Raw genomic sequence first — 20,236 nt, 5'->3', positions numbered from 1 at the left:
ATGAAAGCTTAGAAATGAGCATTCCATCAGTATGATGGTGAATGTTGATTTCTAGTCTTTGATTAGATCGTTCTTTAAAAATTTGGGTATGTGATAGAAAGATAGACTGAACGTTACTTTCACTGGTAACGGATCAGGCTAAGGTAAAATTTGTGAGTGGCTCTTAATTGAGTATGATCGAATTTTCGGCGAATGTCGTCTTCACAGTATAACCAGATTGCTTGGGGTTATATGGTCAAGTGAAGAAGCGCATACGGTGGATGCCTTGGCAGTCAGAGGCGATGAAAGACGTGGTAGCCTGCGAAAAGCTTCGGGGAGTCGGCAAACAGACTTTGATCCGGAGATGTCTGAATGGGGGAACCCAGCCATCATAAGATGGTTATCTTGTACTGAATACATAGGTGCAAGAAGCGAACCAGGGGAACTGAAACATCTAAGTACCCTGAGGAAAAGAAATCAACCGAGATTCCCTTAGTAGTGGCGAGCGAACGGGGACTAGCCCTTAAGTGGCTTTGAGATTAGCGGAACGCTCTGGAAAGTGCGGCCATAGTGGGTGATAGCCCTGTACGCGAAAATCTCTTAGTCATGAAATCGAGTAGGACGGAGCACGAGAAACTTTGTCTGAATATGGGGGGACCATCCTCCAAGGCTAAATACTACTGACTGACCGATAGTGAACTAGTACCGTGAGGGAAAGGCGAAAAGAACCCCGGAGAGGGGAGTGAAATAGATCCTGAAACCGTATGCGTACAAGCAGTGGGAGCCCACTTTGTTGGGTGACTGCGTACCTTTTGTATAATGGGTCAGCGACTTATTTTCAGTGGCGAGCTTAACCGAATAGGGGAGGCGTAGCGAAAGCGAGTCTTAATAGGGCGTCTAGTCGCTGGGAATAGACCCGAAACCGGGCGATCTATCCATGGGCAGGTTGAAGGTTGGGTAACACTAACTGGAGGACCGAACCGACTACCGTTGAAAAGTTAGCGGATGACCTGTGGATCGGAGTGAAAGGCTAATCAAGCTCGGAGATAGCTGGTTCTCCTCGAAAGCTATTTAGGTAGCGCCTCATGTATCACTGTAGGGGGTAGAGCACTGTTTCGGCTAGGGGGTCATCCCGACTTACCAAACCGATGCAAACTCCGAATACCTACAAGTGCCGAGCATGGGAGACACACGGCGGGTGCTAACGTCCGTCGTGAAAAGGGAAACAACCCAGACCGTCAGCTAAGGTCCCAAAGTTATGGTTAAGTGGGAAACGATGTGGGAAGGCTTAGACAGCTAGGAGGTTGGCTTAGAAGCAGCCACCCTTTAAAGAAAGCGTAATAGCTCACTAGTCGAGTCGGCCTGCGCGGAAGATGTAACGGGGCTCAAACCATACACCGAAGCTACGGGTATCACGTAAGTGATGCGGTAGAGGAGCGTTCTGTAAGCCTGTGAAGGTGAGTTGAGAAGCTTGCTGGAGGTATCAGAAGTGCGAATGCTGACATGAGTAACGATAATGGGTGTGAAAAACACCCACGCCGAAAGACCAAGGTTTCCTGCGCAACGTTAATCGACGCAGGGTTAGTCGGTCCCTAAGGCGAGGCTGAAAAGCGTAGTCGATGGAAAACAGGTTAATATTCCTGTACTTCTGGTTATTGCGATGGAGGGACGGAGAAGGCTAGGCCAGCTTGGCGTTGGTTGTCCAAGTTTAAGGTGGTAGGCTGGAATCTTAGGTAAATCCGGGATTCTAAGGCCGAGAGCTGATGACGAGTTAACTTTTAGTTAACGAAGTGGTTGATGCCATGCTTCCAAGAAAAGCTTCTAAGCTTCAGGTAACCAGGAACCGTACCCCAAACCGACACAGGTGGTTGGGTAGAGAATACCAAGGCGCTTGAGAGAACTCGGGTGAAGGAACTAGGCAAAATGGCACCGTAACTTCGGGAGAAGGTGCGCCGGTGAGGGTGAAGGACTTGCTCCGTAAGCCCATGCCGGTCGAAGATACCAGGCCGCTGCGACTGTTTATTAAAAACACAGCACTCTGCAAACACGAAAGTGGACGTATAGGGTGTGACGCCTGCCCGGTGCCGGAAGGTTAATTGATGGGGTTAGCTAACGCGAAGCTCTTGATCGAAGCCCCGGTAAACGGCGGCCGTAACTATAACGGTCCTAAGGTAGCGAAATTCCTTGTCGGGTAAGTTCCGACCTGCACGAATGGCGTAACGATGGCGGCGCTGTCTCCACCCGAGACTCAGTGAAATTGAAATCGCTGTGAAGATGCAGTGTATCCGCGGCTAGACGGAAAGACCCCGTGAACCTTTACTATAGCTTTGCACTGGACTTTGAATTTGCTTGTGTAGGATAGGTGGGAGGCTTTGAAGCGTGGACGCCAGTCTGCGTGGAGCCAACCTTGAAATACCACCCTGGCAACTTTGAGGTTCTAACTCAGGTCCGTTATCCGGATCGAGGACAGTGTATGGTGGGTAGTTTGACTGGGGCGGTCTCCTCCTAAAGAGTAACGGAGGAGTACGAAGGTGCGCTCAGACCGGTCGGAAATCGGTCGTAGAGTATAAAGGCAAAAGCGCGCTTGACTGCGAGACAGACACGTCGAGCAGGTACGAAAGTAGGTCTTAGTGATCCGGTGGTTCTGTATGGAAGGGCCATCGCTCAACGGATAAAAGGTACTCCGGGGATAACAGGCTGATACCGCCCAAGAGTTCATATCGACGGCGGTGTTTGGCACCTCGATGTCGGCTCATCACATCCTGGGGCTGAAGCCGGTCCCAAGGGTATGGCTGTTCGCCATTTAAAGTGGTACGCGAGCTGGGTTTAGAACGTCGTGAGACAGTTCGGTCCCTATCTGCCGTGGACGTTTGAGATTTGAGAGGGGCTGCTCCTAGTACGAGAGGACCGGAGTGGACGAACCTCTGGTGTTCCGGTTGTCACGCCAGTGGCATTGCCGGGTAGCTATGTTCGGAATAGATAACCGCTGAAAGCATCTAAGCGGGAAACTAGCCTCAAGATGAGATCTCACTGGGACCTTGAGTCCCCTGAAGGGCCGTCGAAGACTACGACGTTGATAGGTTGGGTGTGTAAGCGCTGTGAGGCGTTGAGCTAACCAATACTAATTGCCCGTGAGGCTTGACCATATAACACCCAAGCAATTTGACTACTCGAAAGAGCATCAGATTGCGGTGTGTGAAGACGCAATGAACCGAAAGTTCGAGATTTCACAAAACACCGACAGCTGTCACATACCCAATTTGCTGAAACGAGGCCAGCCGGCCACGACTCAGTACCCGAATTTCTTGACGACCATAGAGCATTGGAACCACCTGATCCCATCCCGAACTCAGCAGTGAAACGATGCATCGCCGATGGTAGTGTGGGGTTTCCCCATGTGAGAGTAGGTCATCGTCAAGATTAAATTCCGAAACCCCATTTGCGAAAGCAGATGGGGTTTTGTTTTGGGCGCTCGAAAAGTGCGAAGAGGCGCCTCGGGACGGGCCTTCAGTGCTAAAGTCCATGCCCATTAAAGGAAACAGGATCTCCGCTCGAAGTGCTAGCAGTACTTTGGGTAGGTCCAGGAGTAACCAAGGGTCGCTTTAGTGTCCTCGCAAGGCCTGTGAGTGGGCCTGCTGGACTTTATGATGGGGGTTGAGGGGGAGTCGCACTATCTCGCTCTCTGGGGCTGTCGCGGCCTCAGGGCGCTTTTCTGCAGACGAAAAAAAAGACCTTGAAATTCAAGGTCTTTCTTTAAGATGGTGCCCCGAGGGAGACTCGAACTCCCACTCCTTTCGAAAACGGATTTTGAATCCGCCGCGTCTACCAATTCCGCCATCAGGGCTCAATGGCGGCGAAGTATAGAGATGAGATTACCGTTGGTCAATCACGTTTCATGGTCTATTTTCACTATTTCCGCTAGACTTCCCGGCCCTGCTAGACGAACCCCATCATGCGCGTTGCTGACTTTACTTTTGAACTCCCGGATTCGCTGATTGCTCGCCACCCTTTGGCCGAGCGTCGCGCCAGTCGACTGCTGACCCTGGACGGGGCCAGCGGCACCCTCGCACACCGTCAATTCACTGATTTGCTTGAGCATTTGCGTCCGGGCGATCTGATGGTGTTCAACAATACCCGGGTCATCCCGGCACGGCTGTTTGGCCAGAAAGCATCCGGCGGCAAGCTGGAAATTCTGGTGGAACGGGTGTTGGACAGCCATCGTGTGCTGGCCCATGTACGCTCCAGCAAGTCGCCGAAACCGGGTTCGAGCATCCTCATCGAGGGTGGCGGTGAAGCCGAGATGGTGGCGCGTCATGATGCGCTGTTCGAACTCCGGTTCGCAGAAGAGGTTTTGCCGTTGCTGGAGCGTGTCGGCCATATGCCGTTGCCTCCTTATATCGACCGCCCGGACGAAGACTCGGACCGTGAGCGCTATCAAACGGTCTATTCCCAGCGCCTCGGTGCGGTTGCCGCGCCGACTGCCGGGCTGCATTTTGACCAGCTGCTGCTGGATGCGATTGCCGCCAAGGGCGTCGAGACCGCCTATGTGACCCTGCACGTGGGGGCCGGCACGTTTCAGCCGGTGCGTGTGGATAACATCGAAGACCACCATATGCACAGCGAATGGCTGGAAGTCAGCCAGGACGTCGTGGACGCAGTTAGCGCCTGCAAGGCGCGCGGCGGGCGGGTGGTTGCGGTGGGCACCACCAGCGTGCGCTCCCTTGAGAGCGCGGCGCGTGATGGCGTGCTCAAACCGTTCAGTGGCGACACCGATATCTTTATTTACCCAGGCCGGCCGTTCCATGTGGTCGACTGCCTGGTGACCAACTTCCATTTGCCGGAATCCACGCTGTTGATGCTGGTGTCGGCCTTCGCGGGTTATCCCGAAACAATGGCGGCGTATAAAGCAGCCATCGACAATGGATACCGTTTTTTCAGCTACGGTGATGCGATGTTTATCACCCGTAATCCGGCGCCGCGCGGCCCAGAGGAACAACTATGAGTCGTATGTCGTTTGAATTGCTCGCCACCGACGGCAAGGCCCGTCGCGGCCGTCTGACGTTTCCGCGCGGTACGGTAGAGACCCCGGCATTCATGCCCGTGGGCACCTACGGCACCGTCAAAGGCATGCTGCCGCGTGACATCGTCGCCACCGGCGCCGAGATCATCCTCGGCAACACCTTCCACCTGTGGCTGCGTCCAGGCACTGAAGTGATCAAGAAGCATGGCGACCTGCATGACTTCATGAAGTGGCAGGGCCCGATCCTCACGGACTCGGGTGGCTTCCAGGTGTTCAGCCTGGGTGCCATGCGCAAGATCAAGGAGGAGGGCGTGACCTTCGCCTCTCCGGTGGACGGTTCCAAGGTATTCATGGGGCCGGAAGAGTCCATGCAGGTGCAACGCGACCTGGGCTCGGACATCGTGATGATTTTCGACGAGTGCACGCCGTACCCGGCCGATGAAGACGTCGCGCGGATTTCCATGGAGCTGTCCCTGCGTTGGGCCCAGCGTTCGAAGAATGCCCATGGCGACAACACCGCGGCGCTGTTCGGTATCGTCCAGGGCGGCATGCATGAAAGCTTGCGCAAGCGCTCGCTGGAAGGCCTCGACAAGATCGGTTTTGACGGCCTGGCCATCGGCGGTCTGTCGGTGGGCGAACCCAAGCACGAGATGATCAAGGTACTGGACTACCTGCCAGGCCTGATGCCCGCTGACAAACCTCGTTACCTTATGGGCGTTGGCAAACCCGAAGATCTCGTAGAGGGTGTGCGCCGCGGTGTGGACATGTTCGATTGCGTGATGCCAACCCGTAATGCCCGCAATGGGCATCTGTTCATCGATACAGGCGTGCTCAAGATCCGTAACGCGTTCCATCGCCATGATGATTCGCCGCTGGATCCCACCTGTGATTGCTACACCTGCCAGAACTTCTCCCGTGCTTATCTGCACCATCTGGACAAATGCGGGGAAATGCTGGGTAGCATGTTGAATACCATCCACAATTTGCGTCACTACCAAGTCCTGATGGCTGGTTTGCGCGAGGCTATTCAACAGGGTACATTGGCCGCCTTCGTCGATGCCTTCTATGCCAAGCGCGGGCTCCCTGTGCCGCCCTTGGACTGAGTTTTCCGACCCTAAGATTCACTATTTGCAACTGGAGTGCTAAATGAGCTTTTTTATCTCTAACGCCATGGCTGACGCCGCTGCGCCTGCTGCTGCCGGCCCTATGGGCGGTGGTTTCGAGTGGATTTTCCTGGTCGGCTTCCTGGTCATCTTCTACCTGATGATCTGGCGTCCACAGGCCAAGCGTGCCAAAGAGCAGAAGAACCTGCTGGGCAGCCTGCAGAAAGGCGACGAAGTCGTGACCACCGGCGGTATCGCGGGCAAGATCACCAAGGTTTCCGATGCTTTCGTGGTTCTGGAAGTCTCCGACACCGTGGAAATGAAGTTCCAGAAGGGCGCCATCGCCGCCACGCTGCCAAAAGGCACGCTCAAAGCGATCTAAGTTCCAACCTTTACCAATCGACGGGGCGCGCAAGGCGCCCCGCGTTATAAGCGGGCGGCGTGATGCTGAACAAATACCCTCTGTGGAAATACGTACTGATCCTGGCGGTGCTGGCGATCGGTTTTATTTATTCCGCTCCCAATCTTTACCCTGATGACCCGGCGATCCAGATCACTGGCGCCAGCACTTCGCTGCAGGTCAACCAGGCTGACCTGGAACGCGCGAGCAAGGCACTGGCCGACGCGGGTATCCAGGTTAAAGCGGCAACATTGGCAGCTGGTGCGAAGGGCGGGTTGTTGCGCCTGACCAAGCAAGAAGACCAATTGCCGGCAAAAGATGTCGTACGCAAGGCCATGGGTGACGACTACGTCGTTGCGCTGAACCTGGCACAGACCACCCCGCAGTGGTTGCGCAGCATTGGCGCGCACCCGATGAAGCTGGGTCTGGACTTGTCCGGTGGTGTGCACTTCCTGCTGGAAGTCGACATGGACAAAGCCCTCGACGCACGCCTGAAGGTCTATGAAGGCGACGTGAAGAGCCTGCTGCGCAAAGAGAAGCTGCGTTATCGCAGCCTGCCGCAGCTCAACGGTGCCATCCAGCTGGGCTTCTCTGACGAAGCTTCCCGTGAACAGGCCCGTGCGCTGATCCGCAAGAACTTCAACGATTTCGACATCGTACCGGCCGACCTGAATGGTCAGGCGGTGCTGCGTCTGGCGATGAGCCCGGCCAAGATCGCGGAAATCCGCGAATACTCCATCAAGCAGAACTTGACCACGGTACGTAACCGCGTCAACGAGCTGGGTGTGGCCGAGCCGATTGTTCAGCGTCAGGGCGCCAACCGCATCGTGGTTGAGCTGCCGGGCGTGCAGGACACCGCTGAAGCCAAGCGTATCCTGGGTAAAACCGCCAACCTGGAGTTCCGTCTTGCGGCTGAGCCGGGTGCTTCCCGCGCAACTTCCGAAGAGTTCGAGTTCCGTGAAGGCAATCGTCCTCCGGCGCTGATCGAGCGTGGCTTGATCATCACCGGTGACCAGGTGACCGACGCCAAGGCCGGTTTCGGCGAGCACGGTACCCCTGAAGTGAACATCCGCCTGGATGGCCACGGCGGCGAACTGATGAGCCGCGCCACGCGCAGCAACGTGGGTCGCAGCATGGCGGTGATCTTCATCGAGCAGCGCCCGGTGACCACCTACACCAAGCAAATGGTCAACGGCGTCGAGAAAGACGTACCGGTGCAGACCTTCAAGGAAGAGAAGAAGATCATCAGCCTGGCGACCATCCAGTCGCCGCTGGGTGCTCAATTCCGCATCACCGGCCTGAACGGCCAGGGCGAATCCTCGGAGCTGGCCCTGTTGCTGCGTGCCGGCGGCCTGGCTGCGCCGATGTATTTCGCTGAAGAACGTACCATCGGCCCGAGCCTGGGTGCCGACAACATCACCAAGGGTATCGACGCGGCCTTGTGGGGCATGCTGTTCGTGTCGCTGTTCATCATCGCCATCTACCGCTTCTTCGGCATCATTGCCACTGTGGCCCTGGCGGGCAACATGGTGATGCTGCTGGCCCTGATGTCGCTGCTGGGCGCCACGCTGACCCTGCCAGGTATCGCCGGTATCGTACTCACCATGGGTATGGCGGTAGACGCCAACGTGCTGATCTTCTCGCGGATTCGTGAAGAGATCGCCGCCGGCATGACCGTACAGCGTGCAATCAACGAAGGCTTCGGCCGGGCATTTACCGCGATTCTCGACTCCAACCTGACCACATTGCTGGTCGGCGGGATCCTCTTTGCCATGGGCACCGGCCCGGTCAAGGGTTTTGCGGTAACCATGTCCCTCGGTATCTTTACCTCGATGTTCACGGCCATCATGGTGACCCGCGCAATGGTCAACCTGATCTTTGGCGGGCGTGACTTCAAGAAGTTGTGGATTTAAGGGGCTGCCATGTTACGTACAATCAACTTCATGGGCGTTCGCAACATTGCGTTCGGCGTCACCGTGCTCCTTACCGTTCTGGCGTTGTTCAGCTGGTTCCATAAGGGCCTGAACTACGGTCTGGACTTCACCGGCGGTACGCTCATCGAGCTGACCTACGAGAAGCCTGCCGACGTCACCCTGGTGCGCAGTGAGCTGGTCAAGGCCGGCTATCACGAAGCCATCGTGCAGAGCTTCGGTGCGACCACCGACCTGCTGGTGCGCATGCCTGGCGAAGACCCGCAACTGGGTCACCAGGTAGCCGAGGCCTTGCAGAAGGTGGGTGGCGACAACCCGGCGTCGGTCAAGCGCGTCGAGTTCGTGGGCCCGCAAGTGGGTGAAGAACTGCGCGACCAGGGCGGCCTCGGCATGCTGATGGCGCTGGTCGGCATCATGATCTACCTGGCTTTCCGCTTTCAGTGGAAGTTCGGTGTCGGCGCCATTGTGTCGCTGATCCACGACGTGATCGTGACCGTGGGTATCCTGGCGTACTTCCAGATCACCTTCGACCTGACCGTGCTGGCGGCCGTACTGGCGATCATTGGTTACTCCCTCAATGACACCATTGTGGTATTCGACCGGGTTCGTGAGAACTTCCGCGTACTGCGCAAGGCATCGCTGATCGAGAACATCAACATCTCCACCACCCAGACCCTGCTGCGGACCATGGCGACGTCGATCTCCACCTTGCTGGCGATCGCGGCACTGATGATCTTCGGCGGCGACAACCTGTGGGGCTTCTCCCTGGCTCTGTTCATCGGCGTCCTGGCGGGCACCTACTCGTCGATCTACATCGCCAACGTGGTGCTGATCTGGCTGAACCTCAACAGCGAAGACCTGATCCCTCCTGCCGCCACTGGCAAAGAGGTCGACGATCGTCCTTGATGGGCGCTTGTTGATCTGCTGTTACAAAAAGGGCACGAGTATTGAACTCGTGCCTTTTTTTTTGCTCCAAGGCTGGGTATAGCGCGGATCTTTCGGTCCGTTTGTGATGGTCAGGAGGTTCAACGTGAACAAGTCGTTACTGGTTGGTGCGGTATTGGGTGCTGTCGGTGTAACTGCCGGGGGTGCTGTTGCCACCTACAGCCTGGTAAAAAGCGGCCCTGAGTATGCGCAAGTGCTGGCGGTGCAGCCGGTGAAAACCCAGATTAAAACACCTCGTGAAGTCTGCAAGGACGTCGCAGTGACCCGGCAGAAGCCGGTGCAGGATCAACATCAGATCGTCGGTACCGTGGTAGGTGCACTGGCCGGTGGCCTGTTGGGTAACCAGGTCGGTGGCGGTAACGGCAAAAAGCTGGCCACTGTGGCCGGTGCGGTCGGTGGTGGTTACGCCGGTAACAAGGTTCAGGAAGGCATGCAGAACCGCGATACCTATACCACCACCCAGACTCGCTGTAACACCGTCAACGACATCAGTGACAAGGTCGTCGGCTATGACGTGCGTTACACCTTGGATGGCAAGGAAGGTTCGGTGCGCATGGATCGTGATCCGGGCGGCCAGATTCCAGTCGACAAGGAAGGGCGTCTCGTCCTGGGCCAGAACCAGCAGTAAGTCTTCTCTTGTATTTGATTTGTGGTGTTGTTGGTATTTAAGCTCACATCAAGCAAATCCCTGGCATAAAAAAAGCACCCCGCAGGGTGCTTTTTTTTTGCTCGCTCGCTTAGCGCTTCAGCGAAGCCGGCAGGTGCGGCTGGATCGCCGTCAGTACGGCCTTGAAGCATTTGGTGTTGCCGGCAACGACGTGGCCTTTTTCCAGGAAGTCATGGCCGCCAGTGAAGTCGCTCACCAGGCCGCCGGCCTCTTGGATCAGCAGGGCGCCTGCAGCCATGTCCCACTCGGACAGGCCCGACTCCCAGAACGCATCAAAACGACCGGCAGCCACATAGGCCAGGTCCAGGCTGGCCGCGCCAGCGCGACGGATGCCGGCAGTCTGGCCAACCAGGGCGCGGAACATGCCCAGGTAGTTTTCCAGGTTGTCCATCTGGTCGTCACGGAACGGGAAGCCGGTACCCAGCAGGGCGCCGTCCAGGCTGGTGCGACCGCTGACGCGCAGGCGACGACCGTTCAGTTGGGCGCCACGGCCACGGCTGGCGGTGAATTCTTCCTGGCGAACAGGATCGAGTACTACAGCGTGTTCCAGGCGGCCACGGTATTTGCAGGCAATGCTGACGGCAAAGTGCGGGATGCCGCGCAGGAAGTTGGTGGTGCCATCCAGTGGGTCGATGATCCACAGGTAGTCTTCGCCTTCGCCGCTGCCTTTGTGCAGGCCGGTTTCCTCGCCGAGGATGCCGTGGGTAGGGTAGGCCTTGCGCAGCGCGTCGATGATCTTCTGTTCGGCGGCGCGATCCACCTCGGACACATAATCCTTGGCGTCTTTTTCGTCGACCTTGATGGTATCCAGGCGCTCGATGGAGCGGAAGATCAATTCACTGGCGCTGCGGGCGGCGCGCAGCGCGATATTCAGCATGGGCTGCATGGATGTGTCACCTAAGGTTGTTAAAGAAAGCCGAGCATTCTAGCAGAAACTTTCTTCAGGTGAAGGACGACGTTAGCTTTCATGGCATAACCTTAGGCTGTTCTGTAAGATTTGCTCCCCTTTCCCGTGTCCGAGAGCGCCTACCTTGCTGCAAAACATTCGTGTCGTCTTGGTCAATACCAGTCATCCCGGCAATATCGGCGGGGTGGCGCGAGCCATGAAAAACATGGGGCTGACGCGCCTGGTGCTGGTCGAGCCGCGCGTGTTCCCGCACCACGAGGCCGATGCCCGCGCATCCGGCGCCAATGACATCCTGGAAAAAGCCCAGGTGGTCGCCACTCTGGAAGACGCCTTGGTCGGCTGCAACCTGGTGCTTGGCACCAGTGCCCGTGACCGGCGCATCCCCTGGCCGCTGCTGGATCCGCGTGAGTGCGGTACCAAGGTGGTGGAAGAGGCGGCCGGCGGTGCTGAAATCGCCCTGGTATTCGGCCGTGAAGACTCCGGCCTCACCAATGAAGAGCTGCAACGATGTCATTATCACGTGCACATTCCATCAGACCCTGGGTTCAGTTCGCTGAACCTCGGGGCAGCGGTGCAGGTGTTGAGTTACGAAGTGCGCATGGCCTGGCTGGCCGCTGAAGGCCAGCCGAGCAAGGTAGAGAAGGATGAAGTGGCGTCGACCAAGAGTGGCGAGCTGGCCACCATGGACGAGCTGGAGCGGTTCTATGAGCACCTGGAGCAAACCCTGGTGGCCATCGAATTCCTCGATCCGGAAAAGCCTCGGCACTTGATGGCGCGCCTGCGCCGCCTGTACGGGCGTAGCTCGGTCAGCCGAGCAGAAATGAATATATTGCGTGGCATCCTCACGGAAACCCAGAAAGCGGCCCGTGGCGAGCTTCTTAAGCGGAAGGATTAAAAATGTTCGAGCGTTTGCGAGAAGATATCCAGAGTGTTTTCCATCGTGATCCGGCGGCGCGCAACGCCTTTGAAGTGCTGACCTGCTACCCGGGCATGCACGCGATCTGGATCCATCGCCTGTCCGGCGCCTTGTGGAATATGGGCTGGAAATGGCTGGCGCGGCTGGTGTCGAACTTCGGCCGCTGGTTGACCGGGATCGAGATTCACCCAGGTGCCAAGGTGGGACGTCGCTTCTTTATCGATCACGGTATGGGCATCGTCATTGGCGAGACGGCCGAGATCGGTGACGACGTGACCCTCTACCAGGGCGTGACATTGGGCGGCACCAGCTGGAACAAGGGTAAGCGCCACCCGACGCTGGAGGATGGTGTGGTGGTGGGTGCGGGCGCCAAGGTGCTTGGCCCGTTCACCGTAGGCGCTGGCGCCAAGGTCGGCTCCAACGCCGTGGTGACCAAGGCCGTGCCGGCCGGCGCCACTGTAGTGGGGATTCCGGGGCGGATCATCGTCAAGCCGGACGTGGGCGATGAGCAGGAAGCCAAGCGCAAGGCCATGGCCGAGAAAATCGGTTTCGATGCCTACGGTGTCAGCGAAGACATGCCCGACCCGGTGGCGCGCGCCATCGGCCAGTTGCTTGACCACCTGCAAGCGGTGGACGGCAAGCTGGACGGTATGTGCGGCGCGCTGAAGGAGTTGGGCAGCAGCTACTGTGCGAAAGACCTGCCTGAGCTGCGCGAAGAGGACTTCGCCGAGATCAAGAGTGAACCCGCCACCAAGGCTGGCTGAGATTTCACATTTGCTGCTAGGCCCGTGTGGGAGGGGGGGGGGGCTTGCCCCGATGGCCATCTGTCAGTCACCCAATATATTGACTGATCCACCGCTATCGGGGGCAAGCCCCCTCCCACATTTGATCTCCATTCGTCTCGATATCGAACCATCGCCCCGCTGCCGCTGTTCGTCCCTGCCCCATCCTGCTATGATTCGCGCGCCCTTTTTACGGGTAATCCTGACTAAAGTACTAGGTCTTATAGTTGACTTAAATACTCGGGAATCGCATACTTGCTCCCATTCTGAAACACCTTGGTACTTGTCCATGAGACTGACTACAAAAGGCCGATACGCGGTGACCGCCATGCTTGACTTGGCCTTGCACGCGCAAACTGGGCCGGTGTCCCTGGCCGATATCTCCGAGCGCCAAGGCATTTCCCTGTCCTACCTTGAGCAGCTGTTCGCCAAGCTGCGCCGCAGCAATCTGGTCTCCAGTGTGCGTGGGCCGGGCGGCGGCTATCAGCTGTCCCGCGACATGCAGGGCATCCAGGTGGCCCAGGTGATCGACGCGGTCAACGAGTCCGTCGACGCGACCAAGTGCCAGGGCCTGGGTGACTGCCACGCCGGCGACACCTGCCTGACGCACCACTTGTGGTGTGACTTGAGCCTGCAGATCCATGAGTTTTTGAGTGGTATCAGCTTGGCTGATCTTGTGACTCGCCGTGAGGTGCAAGAAGTAGCCCAGCGTCAGGACCAGCGCCGTTGCAACACCAAGGCGCCGCGTCTGGACAAGATCGAAGCGTCCGCCGTCGAGTGACAGCCGAAGAGCTAACGGCACGCCAGCCAGCCTGATTTAGGAGAAAGTCCATGAAATTGCCGATTTACCTTGATTATTCAGCGACCACCCCGGTTGATCCGCGTGTCGCGCAAAAGATGAGCGAATGCCTGCTGGTCGACGGAAACTTCGGCAACCCGGCCTCCCGTTCCCACGTTTTCGGCTGGAAAGCCGAGGAAGCGGTCGAGAACGCTCGTCGCCAGGTTGCTGACCTGGTTGGCGCAGACCCGCGTGAAATCGTCTGGACCTCCGGTGCCACCGAGTCCGACAACCTGGCTATCAAGGGCGCGGCGCATTTCTACGCGACCAAAGGCAAGCACCTGATCACCACCAAGATCGAGCACAAGGCTGTCCTCGACACCATGCGCCAACTGGAGCGTGAAGGTTTCGAGGTTACTTACCTCGAGCCAACCACCGACGGTATCGTCACCCCGGCGATGATCGAAGCCGCGCTGCGTGAAGACACCATCCTGGTTTCCGTGATCCACGTGAATAACGAAATCGGTACCATCAACGACATCGCGGCCATCGGCGAGCTGACTCGCTCCAAGGGCATCCTGCTGCACGTCGACGCTGCCCAGTCCACCGGCAAGGTCGACATCGACCTGTCCAAGCTGAAAGTCGACCTGATGTCGTTCTCGGCCCACAAGACCTATGGCCCCAAAGGCATCGGCGCCCTGTACGTGAGCCGCAAGCCACGCGTGCGCATCGAAGCCACCATGCACGGCGGCGGTCACGAGCGCGGCATGCGTTCGGGCACCCTGGCGACCCACCAGATCGTCGGCATGGGCGAAGCCTTCCGCGTAGCCAAGGAAGACATGGCTGCCGAAAACGTACGTATCAAGGCCCTGAGCGATCGCTTCTACAAGCAGGTCGAGAACCTTGAAGAGCTGTACATCAACGGCAGCATGACTGCCCGTGTACCGCACAACCTGAATTTGAGCTTCAACTATGTCGAAGGCGAGTCGCTGATCATGGCGCTCAAGGACCTGGCGGTTTCGTCCGGTTCGGCCTGCACCTCGGCTTCGCTTGAGCCTTCGTACGTATTGCGCGCCCTGGGCCGCAACGACGAACTGGCACACAGCTCGATCCGCTTTACGTTCGGCCGCTTCACCACCGAAGAGCAAGTCGACTACGCCGCGCAGAAGGTCTGCGAAGCCGTCAACAAGCTGCGCGTCCTGTCGCCGCTGTGGGACATGTACAAAGACGGTGTCGATATTTCCAAGATCGAGTGGGCGGCACACTAACTATAGAAGCCGCCACCCAAGCTCTGTAGGAACGTGGCGGAAAACGCAGGCGTTTCTACAGGGTTCCAGAGCGGCCCTGATGAGTGAGGATTCAGTACCATGGCTTACAGCGAAAAGGTCATCGACCACTACGAAAACCCGCGCAACGTCGGCAAGATGAACGCGGAAGATCCTGATGTCGGCACCGGCATGGTCGGCGCTCCGGCGTGCGGCGATGTGATGCGCCTGCAGATCAAGGTCAACGACGCTGGCGTTATCGAAGACGCCAAGTTCAAGACTTACGGTTGCGGTTCGGCGATCGCCTCCAGCTCCCTGGCGACCGAATGGATGAAAGGCAAGACCCTGGATGAGGCTGTGACTATCAGCAACACCCAGCTGGCCGAAGAACTGGCCCTGCCGCCAGTGAAAATCCACTGCTCCGTGCTCGCTGAAGACGCCATCAAGGCGGCCGTTCGCGACTACAAGCAGAAGAAAGGCTTGATCTAAGCATTTGGCGACGAGTAAGGAGTCAACGATGGCTATCAGCATGACAGAAGCGGCTGCGCGGCACGTGCGACGCTCCCTGGATGGGCGCGGTAAAGGTGAGGGGATTCGTCTGGGTGTTCGCACCACGGGCTGCTCCGGCCTTGCCTATGTGCTGGAGTTCGTCGACGAGGTGGTCGATGAGGACCAGGTGTTCGAAAGTCACGGCGAGAAAGTGATCATCGACCCTAAAAGCCTGACCTACCTGGACGGCACCGAACTCGATTTCGTCAAGGAAGGGTTGAACGAAGGCTTCAAGTTCAACAACCCCAACGTGCGCGGTGAATGTGGCTGCGGCGAAAGCTTCAACATCTGAGGCTATTCGTGGGTACTCCTTGTCATTTCGCTTTATTCGAGCTGCAGCCGAGTTTTAGGCTGGACCTCGAGCAGCTTGCCACGCGCTACCGAGAATTGGCGCGTGGGGTGCATCCGGACCGCTTCGCTGACGCTTCCGAGCGTGAGCAGCGCCTGGCGCTGGAGCAATCGGCCAGCCTCAACGAAGCCTATCAGACGCTCAAGAGCCCTCCTAAACGCGCGCGTTACCTGCTCGCGATGAACGGTGGCGAGTTGCCGCTGGAAGTGACCGTGCACGACCCGGACTTCCTGATGCAGCAGATGCAATGGCGTGAAGAACTCGAAGACCTGCAGGACGAAGCCGATGTGGCGGGTGTCGCGGTCTTCAAGCGTCGTCTGAAAATTGCCCAGGATGAACTCAACGAAAGCTTCGCAGCCTGTTGGGATGATGCAGCGCAACGTGAACAGGCCGAGCGCCTGATGCGGCGCATGCAGTTCCTCGACAAGCTCACCTACGAAGTGCGCCAGCTGGAAGAGCGCCTCGACGATTAACCCAGTGTGCTGCCCGTGATGCGCGCCTGATAGACAGATAAGACCTGATTACCATGGCTCTACTGCAAATCGCCGAACCCGGCCAAAGCCCTCAACCGCACCAGCGTCGCCTGGCGGTGGGGATTGACCTGGGTACCACCAATTCCCTGGTTGCTGCCTTGCGCAGCGGCCTGTCCGAGCCGCTGCCCGACGCTGACGGCCAGGTGATCCTGCCGTCCGCCGTGCGTTATCACGCTGATCGCACCGAAGTCGGTGAGTCAGCCAGGTTGGCGGCGTCTACCGATCCTTTGAACACCGTGCTGTCGGTCAAGCGCTTGATGGGTCGTGGCCTGTCCGACGTCAAGCAATTGGGCGACCAACTGCCGTACCGCTTTATCGGTGGTGAATCCCATATGCCGTTCATCGACACCGTCCAGGGCCCGAAAAGCCCGGTGGAAGTGTCGGCGGATATCCTCAAGGTGCTGCGCCAGCGCGCGGAAACCACGTTGGGTGGCGAACTGGTCGGCGCGGTGATCACCGTCCCGGCGTATTTCGATGATGCCCAGCGCCAGGCCACCAAGGACGCGGCGAAACTCGCCGGCCTGAACGTGTTGCGCCTGCTCAACGAGCCGACCGCTGCGGCCGTGGCCTATGGCCTGGACCAGCATGCCGAAGGCCTGGTCGCTATTTACGACCTGGGTGGTGGCACCTTTGATATTTCGATCCTGCGCCTGACCGGCGGCGTGTTCGAAGTACTGGCTACCGGTGGCGATACAGCGCTGGGTGGCGATGACTTCGACCACGCCATCGCGGGTTGGATCATCAGCAGCGCCGGCTTGTCCGCTGACCTGGATCCGGGCGAGCAGCGTAACTTGCTGCAAACGGCCTGTGCTGCCAAGGAGGCGCTGACTGACGCTGCTTCTGTTGATGTTTCCTACGGCAGTTGGTGCGCCAAGCTGACTCGCGAAGCCTTCGATTCGCTGATCGAACCGATGATCGCCCGCAGCCTGAAAGCCTGCCGTCGAGCCGTGCGTGACTCCGGTATCGAGCTGGAAGACGTCGGTGCCGTGGTCATGGTCGGCGGTTCAACCCGTGTGCCGCGGGTTCGCGAAGCCGTTGCCCAAGCCTTTGGTCGCCAGCCGCTGACGGAAATCGACCCGGACCAGGTGGTCGCCATTGGCGCCGCCATCCAGGCCGATACCCTGGCCGGTAACAAGCGTGATGGCGGCGAATTGCTGTTGCTCGACGTCATCCCGCTGTCCCTGGGGCTGGAAACCATGGGTGGCCTGATGGAGAAGGTGATTCCGCGCAACACCACCATCCCCGTCGCGCGCGCCCAGGACTTCACCACCTACAAAGATGGCCAGACGGCCATGATGATTCATGTGCTGCAAGGTGAGCGCGAGCTGATCAGCGACTGCCGCTCCCTGGCCCGCTTTGAATTGCGCGGCATCCCGGCCATGGTCGCGGGTGCGGCGAAGATTCGCGTGACCTTCCAGGTCGACGCCGACGGCCTGCTCAGCGTCGCCGCGCGCGAGCTGGCGTCCGGCGTGGAGGCCAGCATCCAGGTCAAGCCGTCCTACGGCCTGACTGACGGTGAAATCGCCAAGATGCTCAAGGATTCGTTCCAATACGCCGGTGACGACAAGGTCGCGCGCGTACTGCGCGAGCAACAAGTGGATGCCCAGCGCCTGCTTGAAGCGGTGCAGGGCGCCCTGGATGCCGACGGCGAGCGTTTGCTGGATGCCGAAGAGCGCATGGTCATCGACCTGCAGATGCAGGAGCTGGCCGAACTGATGAAAGGCAACGATGGTTACGCCATCGAGCAACAGACCAAGCGCTTGTCGCAGGTCACTGACGCCTTTGCTGCCCGCCGCATGGATCAGACGGTAAAAGCCGCACTGGCCGGGCGCAACCTGAATGAAATCGAGGAATAATTAATGCCGCAGGTCATTTTTCTGCCACACGCCGAGCATTGCCCGGACGGTATGGTTGTTGAGGCTGAGACCGGCAAGTCCATCCTCGAAGTTGCCCATGACAACCACATCGAGATCGAAAGTGCCTGTGGGGGTGTGTGTGCCTGCACCACTTGCCATTGCATCATTCGCGAAGGCTTCAATAGCCTGGAAGAGGCCGATGAGTTGGAAGAAGATTTTCTTGACCGCGCCTGGGGCCTGGAAGCCACTTCTCGCCTAAGCTGTCAGGCCAGGGTCGGGACTGAAGACATTACCGTCGAAATTCCGAAATATTCGCTCAACCATGCGGCCGAAGCGCCGCACTGATTCAAGGAAGTGTCATGAGTCTTAAATGGGTTGATGTGCAAGAGATCGCTATCCTGTTGGCCGACGGCAACCCGGATATGGATCCCTATTCCCTGAATTTTGTTGCTTTGCGTGACATGGTCATGGCCTTGCCAGGCTTTGATGATGAGCGCGATCGCGGTGGCGAAAAGGTCCTGGAAGCTATCCAGACTGCCTGGAAAGAAGAACAGGACTGACGCCTCCCTTACGCAGTTAGGCAATACCCAAGAACCCGCGTATAATTCGCGGGTTTAATTTTTCGTAAATTACCGTTTCTGGAGTTACACCATGGCTGTTCAACGTACTTTCTCCATCATCAAGCCTGACGCAGTTGCAAAAAACGTCATCGGCGAGATCACCACTCGTTTCGAAAAAGCCGGCCTGAAGGTTGTAGCTTCGAAACTCAAGCAACTGTCCAAGGCTGAAGCTGAAGGCTTCTACGCTGAGCACAGCGCTCGTGGCTTCTTCGGCGACCTGGTTGCCTTCATGATCTCCGGTCCTGTTGTTGTTCAGGTTCTGGAAGGCGAAAACGCCATCGCTCTGAACCGTGAGCTGATGGGCGCTACCAACCCTAAAGAAGCCGCTGCCGGCACCATCCGTGCTGACTTCGCTGACTCCATCGACGCCAACGCTGTACACGGTTCGGACTCCGAAGCCGCTGCTGCTCGCGAAATCTCGTACTTCTTCGCAGCTACCGAAGTAACCACTCGCTAAGCATCGGCTTAAAGAGTGAGGGTGAATCCATGACGACATCGACTGTAAAAACCAACCTGCTGGGTCTGACTCAACAGGAAATGGAAAAATTCTTCGACTCAATCGGGGAGAAGCGTTTCCGTGCCGGTCAGGTAATGAAATGGATTCACCACTTTGGCGTCGACGATTTCGACGCCATGACGAACGTCAGCAAGGCCCTGCGCGACAAGCTCAAGGCTATTGCTGAAGTGCGTGGCCCCGAAGTGGTCAGCGAGGACATCTCCAGCGACGGCACCCGTAAGTGGGTGGTGCGCGTAGCGTCCGGCAGCTGCGTCGAGACCGTGTACATTCCCCAGGGCAAGCGCGGTACCTTGTGCGTTTCGTCCCAGGCAGGCTGTGCCCTGGACTGCAGTTTCTGCTCCACCGGCAAGCAAGGCTTCAATAGCAACCTCACCGCCGCCGAAGTGATCGGCCAGGTGTGGATTGCCAACAAATCCTTTGGCAGCGTCCCGGCGACCGTCGACCGTGCCATCACCAACGTGGTGATGATGGGCATGGGTGAGCCGCTGCTGAACTTCGACAACGTCATCGCAGCCATGCACCTGATGATGGACGACCTGGGCTACGGCATCTCCAAGCGCCGTGTGACCCTGTCGACCTCCGGCGTGGTCCCGATGATCGATGAGCTGGCCAAGCACATCGACGTCTCCCTGGCGTTGTCGCTGCACGCACCCAATGACGCATTGCGTAACCAATTGGTGCCGATCAACAAGAAGTATCCGCTTAAGATGCTGCTCGAATCCTGCCAGCGTTATATGGCGACCTTGGGCGAGAAACGTGTGCTGACCATTGAGTACACCATGCTCAAGGATGTTAACGACAAGGTCGAACACGCGGTCGAGATGATTGAACTGCTCAAGAACACCCCGTGCAAGATCAACCTGATTCCGTTTAACCCGTTTCCACATTCTGGTTACGAGCGGCCAAGCAACAACGCCATTCGCCGTTTCCAGGATCAACTGCACCAGGCCGGCTACAACGTCACCGTGCGCACCACCCGTGGTGAAGACATCGACGCCGCCTGTGGTCAATTGGTCGGGCAGGTGATGGACCGCACCCGCCGCAGCGAGCGCTATATCGCCGTGCGTGAATTGAACGCCGCCGACGATCTGCCGCAAATTGCTGTGAATCGAATCTGAG

Annotated in this window: 19 protein-coding genes, 1 tRNA gene and 2 rRNA genes; 20 read left to right on the top strand and 2 right to left on the bottom strand. The window is 57.9% G+C overall.

The genetic code is table 11. The features are described from left to right. Window positions 1-233: 233 nt before the first annotated feature. Window positions 234-3,125, top strand: a 23S ribosomal RNA gene (locus tag FX984_RS13870). A 158-nt stretch (window positions 3,126-3,283) separates the two neighbouring features. Further along, window positions 3,284-3,399, top strand: a 5S ribosomal RNA gene (gene rrf, locus FX984_RS13865). A 339-nt stretch (window positions 3,400-3,738) separates the two neighbouring features. Here rrf and FX984_RS13860 read toward each other — a convergent pair. After that, window positions 3,739-3,823 (bottom strand) — tRNA-Leu (locus FX984_RS13860). A 108-nt stretch (window positions 3,824-3,931) separates the two neighbouring features. On the opposite strand from FX984_RS13860, the gene queA reads away from it, so the two are divergent. From queA to FX984_RS13830, 6 genes are all read left to right on the top strand, one after another. Next, window positions 3,932-4,981 (top strand): tRNA preQ1(34) S-adenosylmethionine ribosyltransferase-isomerase QueA, encoded by a 1,050-nt coding sequence (gene queA / locus FX984_RS13855; protein ID WP_065939254.1) that lies wholly within the window; start codon window positions 3,932-3,934, stop codon window positions 4,979-4,981. 5 nt (window positions 4,982-4,986) lie between these two features. Then, entirely contained in the window at window positions 4,987-6,102 is a 1,116-nt protein-coding gene (tgt, locus tag FX984_RS13850) for a tRNA guanosine(34) transglycosylase Tgt (RefSeq protein WP_003175976.1), read from the top strand. Window positions 6,103-6,145: 43 nt separating this feature from the next. Then, window positions 6,146-6,484 carry a preprotein translocase subunit YajC gene (gene yajC, locus FX984_RS13845; RefSeq protein WP_003175975.1) on the top strand — a complete coding sequence of 113 codons (339 nt, stop codon included), beginning with the start codon at window positions 6,146-6,148 and terminating at the stop codon, window positions 6,482-6,484. A gap of 62 nt (window positions 6,485-6,546) precedes the next feature. Further along, window positions 6,547-8,415 carry a protein translocase subunit SecD gene (gene secD, locus FX984_RS13840; RefSeq protein WP_027605408.1) on the top strand — a complete coding sequence of 623 codons (1,869 nt, stop codon included), beginning with the start codon at window positions 6,547-6,549 and terminating at the stop codon, window positions 8,413-8,415. A gap of 9 nt (window positions 8,416-8,424) precedes the next feature. Beyond that, a complete protein-coding gene (secF, locus tag FX984_RS13835; RefSeq protein ID WP_027605409.1) occupies window positions 8,425-9,339 on the top strand; it encodes a protein translocase subunit SecF in 915 nt (304 codons plus the stop codon). 124 nt (window positions 9,340-9,463) lie between these two features. Beyond that, on the top strand, window positions 9,464-10,006 hold the full coding sequence (locus FX984_RS13830) for a glycine zipper 2TM domain-containing protein (protein ID WP_015885750.1): 543 nt from the start codon (window positions 9,464-9,466) through the stop codon (window positions 10,004-10,006). 109 nt (window positions 10,007-10,115) lie between these two features. Here the strand turns inward: FX984_RS13830 and suhB are convergent, their stop codons facing one another. Further along, a complete protein-coding gene (gene suhB / locus FX984_RS13825; protein ID WP_003175971.1) occupies window positions 10,116-10,931 on the bottom strand; it encodes a type III secretion system regulator SuhB in 816 nt (271 codons plus the stop codon). 145 nt (window positions 10,932-11,076) lie between these two features. Between suhB and trmJ the strand changes: the two genes are divergently transcribed. The 12 genes from trmJ to rlmN all read left to right on the top strand — a co-directional run bounded on the left by trmJ (window position 11,077) and on the right by rlmN (window position 20,235). After that, window positions 11,077-11,847, top strand: coding sequence for a tRNA (cytosine(32)/uridine(32)-2'-O)-methyltransferase TrmJ (trmJ, locus tag FX984_RS13820; protein WP_027605410.1), 771 nt, complete (start codon window positions 11,077-11,079; stop codon window positions 11,845-11,847). Between the two features lie 2 nt (window positions 11,848-11,849). Further along, complete coding sequence (gene cysE, locus FX984_RS13815) at window positions 11,850-12,632, top strand: serine O-acetyltransferase (RefSeq protein WP_092358316.1); 783 nt, start codon at window positions 11,850-11,852, stop codon at window positions 12,630-12,632. A gap of 307 nt (window positions 12,633-12,939) precedes the next feature. After that, window positions 12,940-13,431 (top strand): Fe-S cluster assembly transcriptional regulator IscR, encoded by a 492-nt coding sequence (iscR, locus tag FX984_RS13810; RefSeq protein WP_003194020.1) that lies wholly within the window; start codon window positions 12,940-12,942, stop codon window positions 13,429-13,431. 50 nt (window positions 13,432-13,481) lie between these two features. Then, entirely contained in the window at window positions 13,482-14,696 is a 1,215-nt protein-coding gene (locus tag FX984_RS13805) for an IscS subfamily cysteine desulfurase (RefSeq protein ID WP_017530022.1), read from the top strand. A 99-nt stretch (window positions 14,697-14,795) separates the two neighbouring features. After that, on the top strand, window positions 14,796-15,182 hold the full coding sequence (gene iscU / locus FX984_RS13800; protein ID WP_003175965.1) for a Fe-S cluster assembly scaffold IscU: 387 nt from the start codon (window positions 14,796-14,798) through the stop codon (window positions 15,180-15,182). A gap of 28 nt (window positions 15,183-15,210) precedes the next feature. Then, complete coding sequence (iscA, locus tag FX984_RS13795) at window positions 15,211-15,534, top strand: iron-sulfur cluster assembly protein IscA (protein WP_024077295.1); 324 nt, start codon at window positions 15,211-15,213, stop codon at window positions 15,532-15,534. An 8-nt stretch (window positions 15,535-15,542) separates the two neighbouring features. Then, a complete protein-coding gene (gene hscB / locus FX984_RS13790; protein ID WP_108574641.1) occupies window positions 15,543-16,064 on the top strand; it encodes a co-chaperone HscB in 522 nt (173 codons plus the stop codon). A 53-nt stretch (window positions 16,065-16,117) separates the two neighbouring features. Continuing rightward, complete coding sequence (gene hscA, locus FX984_RS13785; RefSeq protein WP_098478811.1) at window positions 16,118-17,980, top strand: Fe-S protein assembly chaperone HscA; 1,863 nt, start codon at window positions 16,118-16,120, stop codon at window positions 17,978-17,980. Between the two features lie 3 nt (window positions 17,981-17,983). Continuing rightward, the gene (fdx, locus tag FX984_RS13780) at window positions 17,984-18,325 is read left to right on the top strand and encodes an ISC system 2Fe-2S type ferredoxin (protein ID WP_027605415.1); all 342 of its coding nucleotides are present in this window, start codon (window positions 17,984-17,986) and stop codon (window positions 18,323-18,325) included. Window positions 18,326-18,339: 14 nt separating this feature from the next. Beyond that, window positions 18,340-18,540 (top strand): Fe-S cluster assembly protein IscX, encoded by a 201-nt coding sequence (gene iscX, locus FX984_RS13775; RefSeq protein WP_017846180.1) that lies wholly within the window; start codon window positions 18,340-18,342, stop codon window positions 18,538-18,540. 91 nt (window positions 18,541-18,631) lie between these two features. Then, window positions 18,632-19,057 carry a nucleoside-diphosphate kinase gene (gene ndk / locus FX984_RS13770; protein ID WP_017846179.1) on the top strand — a complete coding sequence of 142 codons (426 nt, stop codon included), beginning with the start codon at window positions 18,632-18,634 and terminating at the stop codon, window positions 19,055-19,057. A gap of 29 nt (window positions 19,058-19,086) precedes the next feature. Then, complete coding sequence (gene rlmN / locus FX984_RS13765; RefSeq protein ID WP_027605416.1) at window positions 19,087-20,235, top strand: dual-specificity RNA methyltransferase RlmN; 1,149 nt, start codon at window positions 19,087-19,089, stop codon at window positions 20,233-20,235. Window position 20,236 lies beyond the last annotated feature (1 nt).

The organism is Pseudomonas marginalis (assembly GCF_008692035.1).
GTDB lineage: Bacteria > Pseudomonadota > Gammaproteobacteria > Pseudomonadales > Pseudomonadaceae > Aquipseudomonas > Aquipseudomonas marginalis.
This window is presented reverse-complemented; position numbering and strand designations above follow the sequence as displayed.

Coding starts and splice junctions, on each gene's coding strand:
- ndk (WP_017846179.1), top strand. CDS start 18,632: ATGGCTGTTCAACGTACTTTCTCCATCATCAAGCCTGACGCAGTTGCA.
- suhB (WP_003175971.1), bottom strand. CDS start 10,931: ATGCAGCCCATGCTGAATATCGCGCTGCGCGCCGCCCGCAGCGCCAGT.
- queA (WP_065939254.1), top strand. CDS start 3,932: ATGCGCGTTGCTGACTTTACTTTTGAACTCCCGGATTCGCTGATTGCT.
- rlmN (WP_027605416.1), top strand. CDS start 19,087: ATGACGACATCGACTGTAAAAACCAACCTGCTGGGTCTGACTCAACAG.
- iscR (WP_003194020.1), top strand. CDS start 12,940: ATGAGACTGACTACAAAAGGCCGATACGCGGTGACCGCCATGCTTGAC.
- iscU (WP_003175965.1), top strand. CDS start 14,796: ATGGCTTACAGCGAAAAGGTCATCGACCACTACGAAAACCCGCGCAAC.
- secF (WP_027605409.1), top strand. CDS start 8,425: ATGTTACGTACAATCAACTTCATGGGCGTTCGCAACATTGCGTTCGGC.
- cysE (WP_092358316.1), top strand. CDS start 11,850: ATGTTCGAGCGTTTGCGAGAAGATATCCAGAGTGTTTTCCATCGTGAT.
- hscA (WP_098478811.1), top strand. CDS start 16,118: ATGGCTCTACTGCAAATCGCCGAACCCGGCCAAAGCCCTCAACCGCAC.
- tgt (WP_003175976.1), top strand. CDS start 4,987: ATGTCGTTTGAATTGCTCGCCACCGACGGCAAGGCCCGTCGCGGCCGT.
- yajC (WP_003175975.1), top strand. CDS start 6,146: ATGAGCTTTTTTATCTCTAACGCCATGGCTGACGCCGCTGCGCCTGCT.
- secD (WP_027605408.1), top strand. CDS start 6,547: ATGCTGAACAAATACCCTCTGTGGAAATACGTACTGATCCTGGCGGTG.
- fdx (WP_027605415.1), top strand. CDS start 17,984: ATGCCGCAGGTCATTTTTCTGCCACACGCCGAGCATTGCCCGGACGGT.
- FX984_RS13805 (WP_017530022.1), top strand. CDS start 13,482: ATGAAATTGCCGATTTACCTTGATTATTCAGCGACCACCCCGGTTGAT.
- iscX (WP_017846180.1), top strand. CDS start 18,340: ATGAGTCTTAAATGGGTTGATGTGCAAGAGATCGCTATCCTGTTGGCC.
- iscA (WP_024077295.1), top strand. CDS start 15,211: ATGGCTATCAGCATGACAGAAGCGGCTGCGCGGCACGTGCGACGCTCC.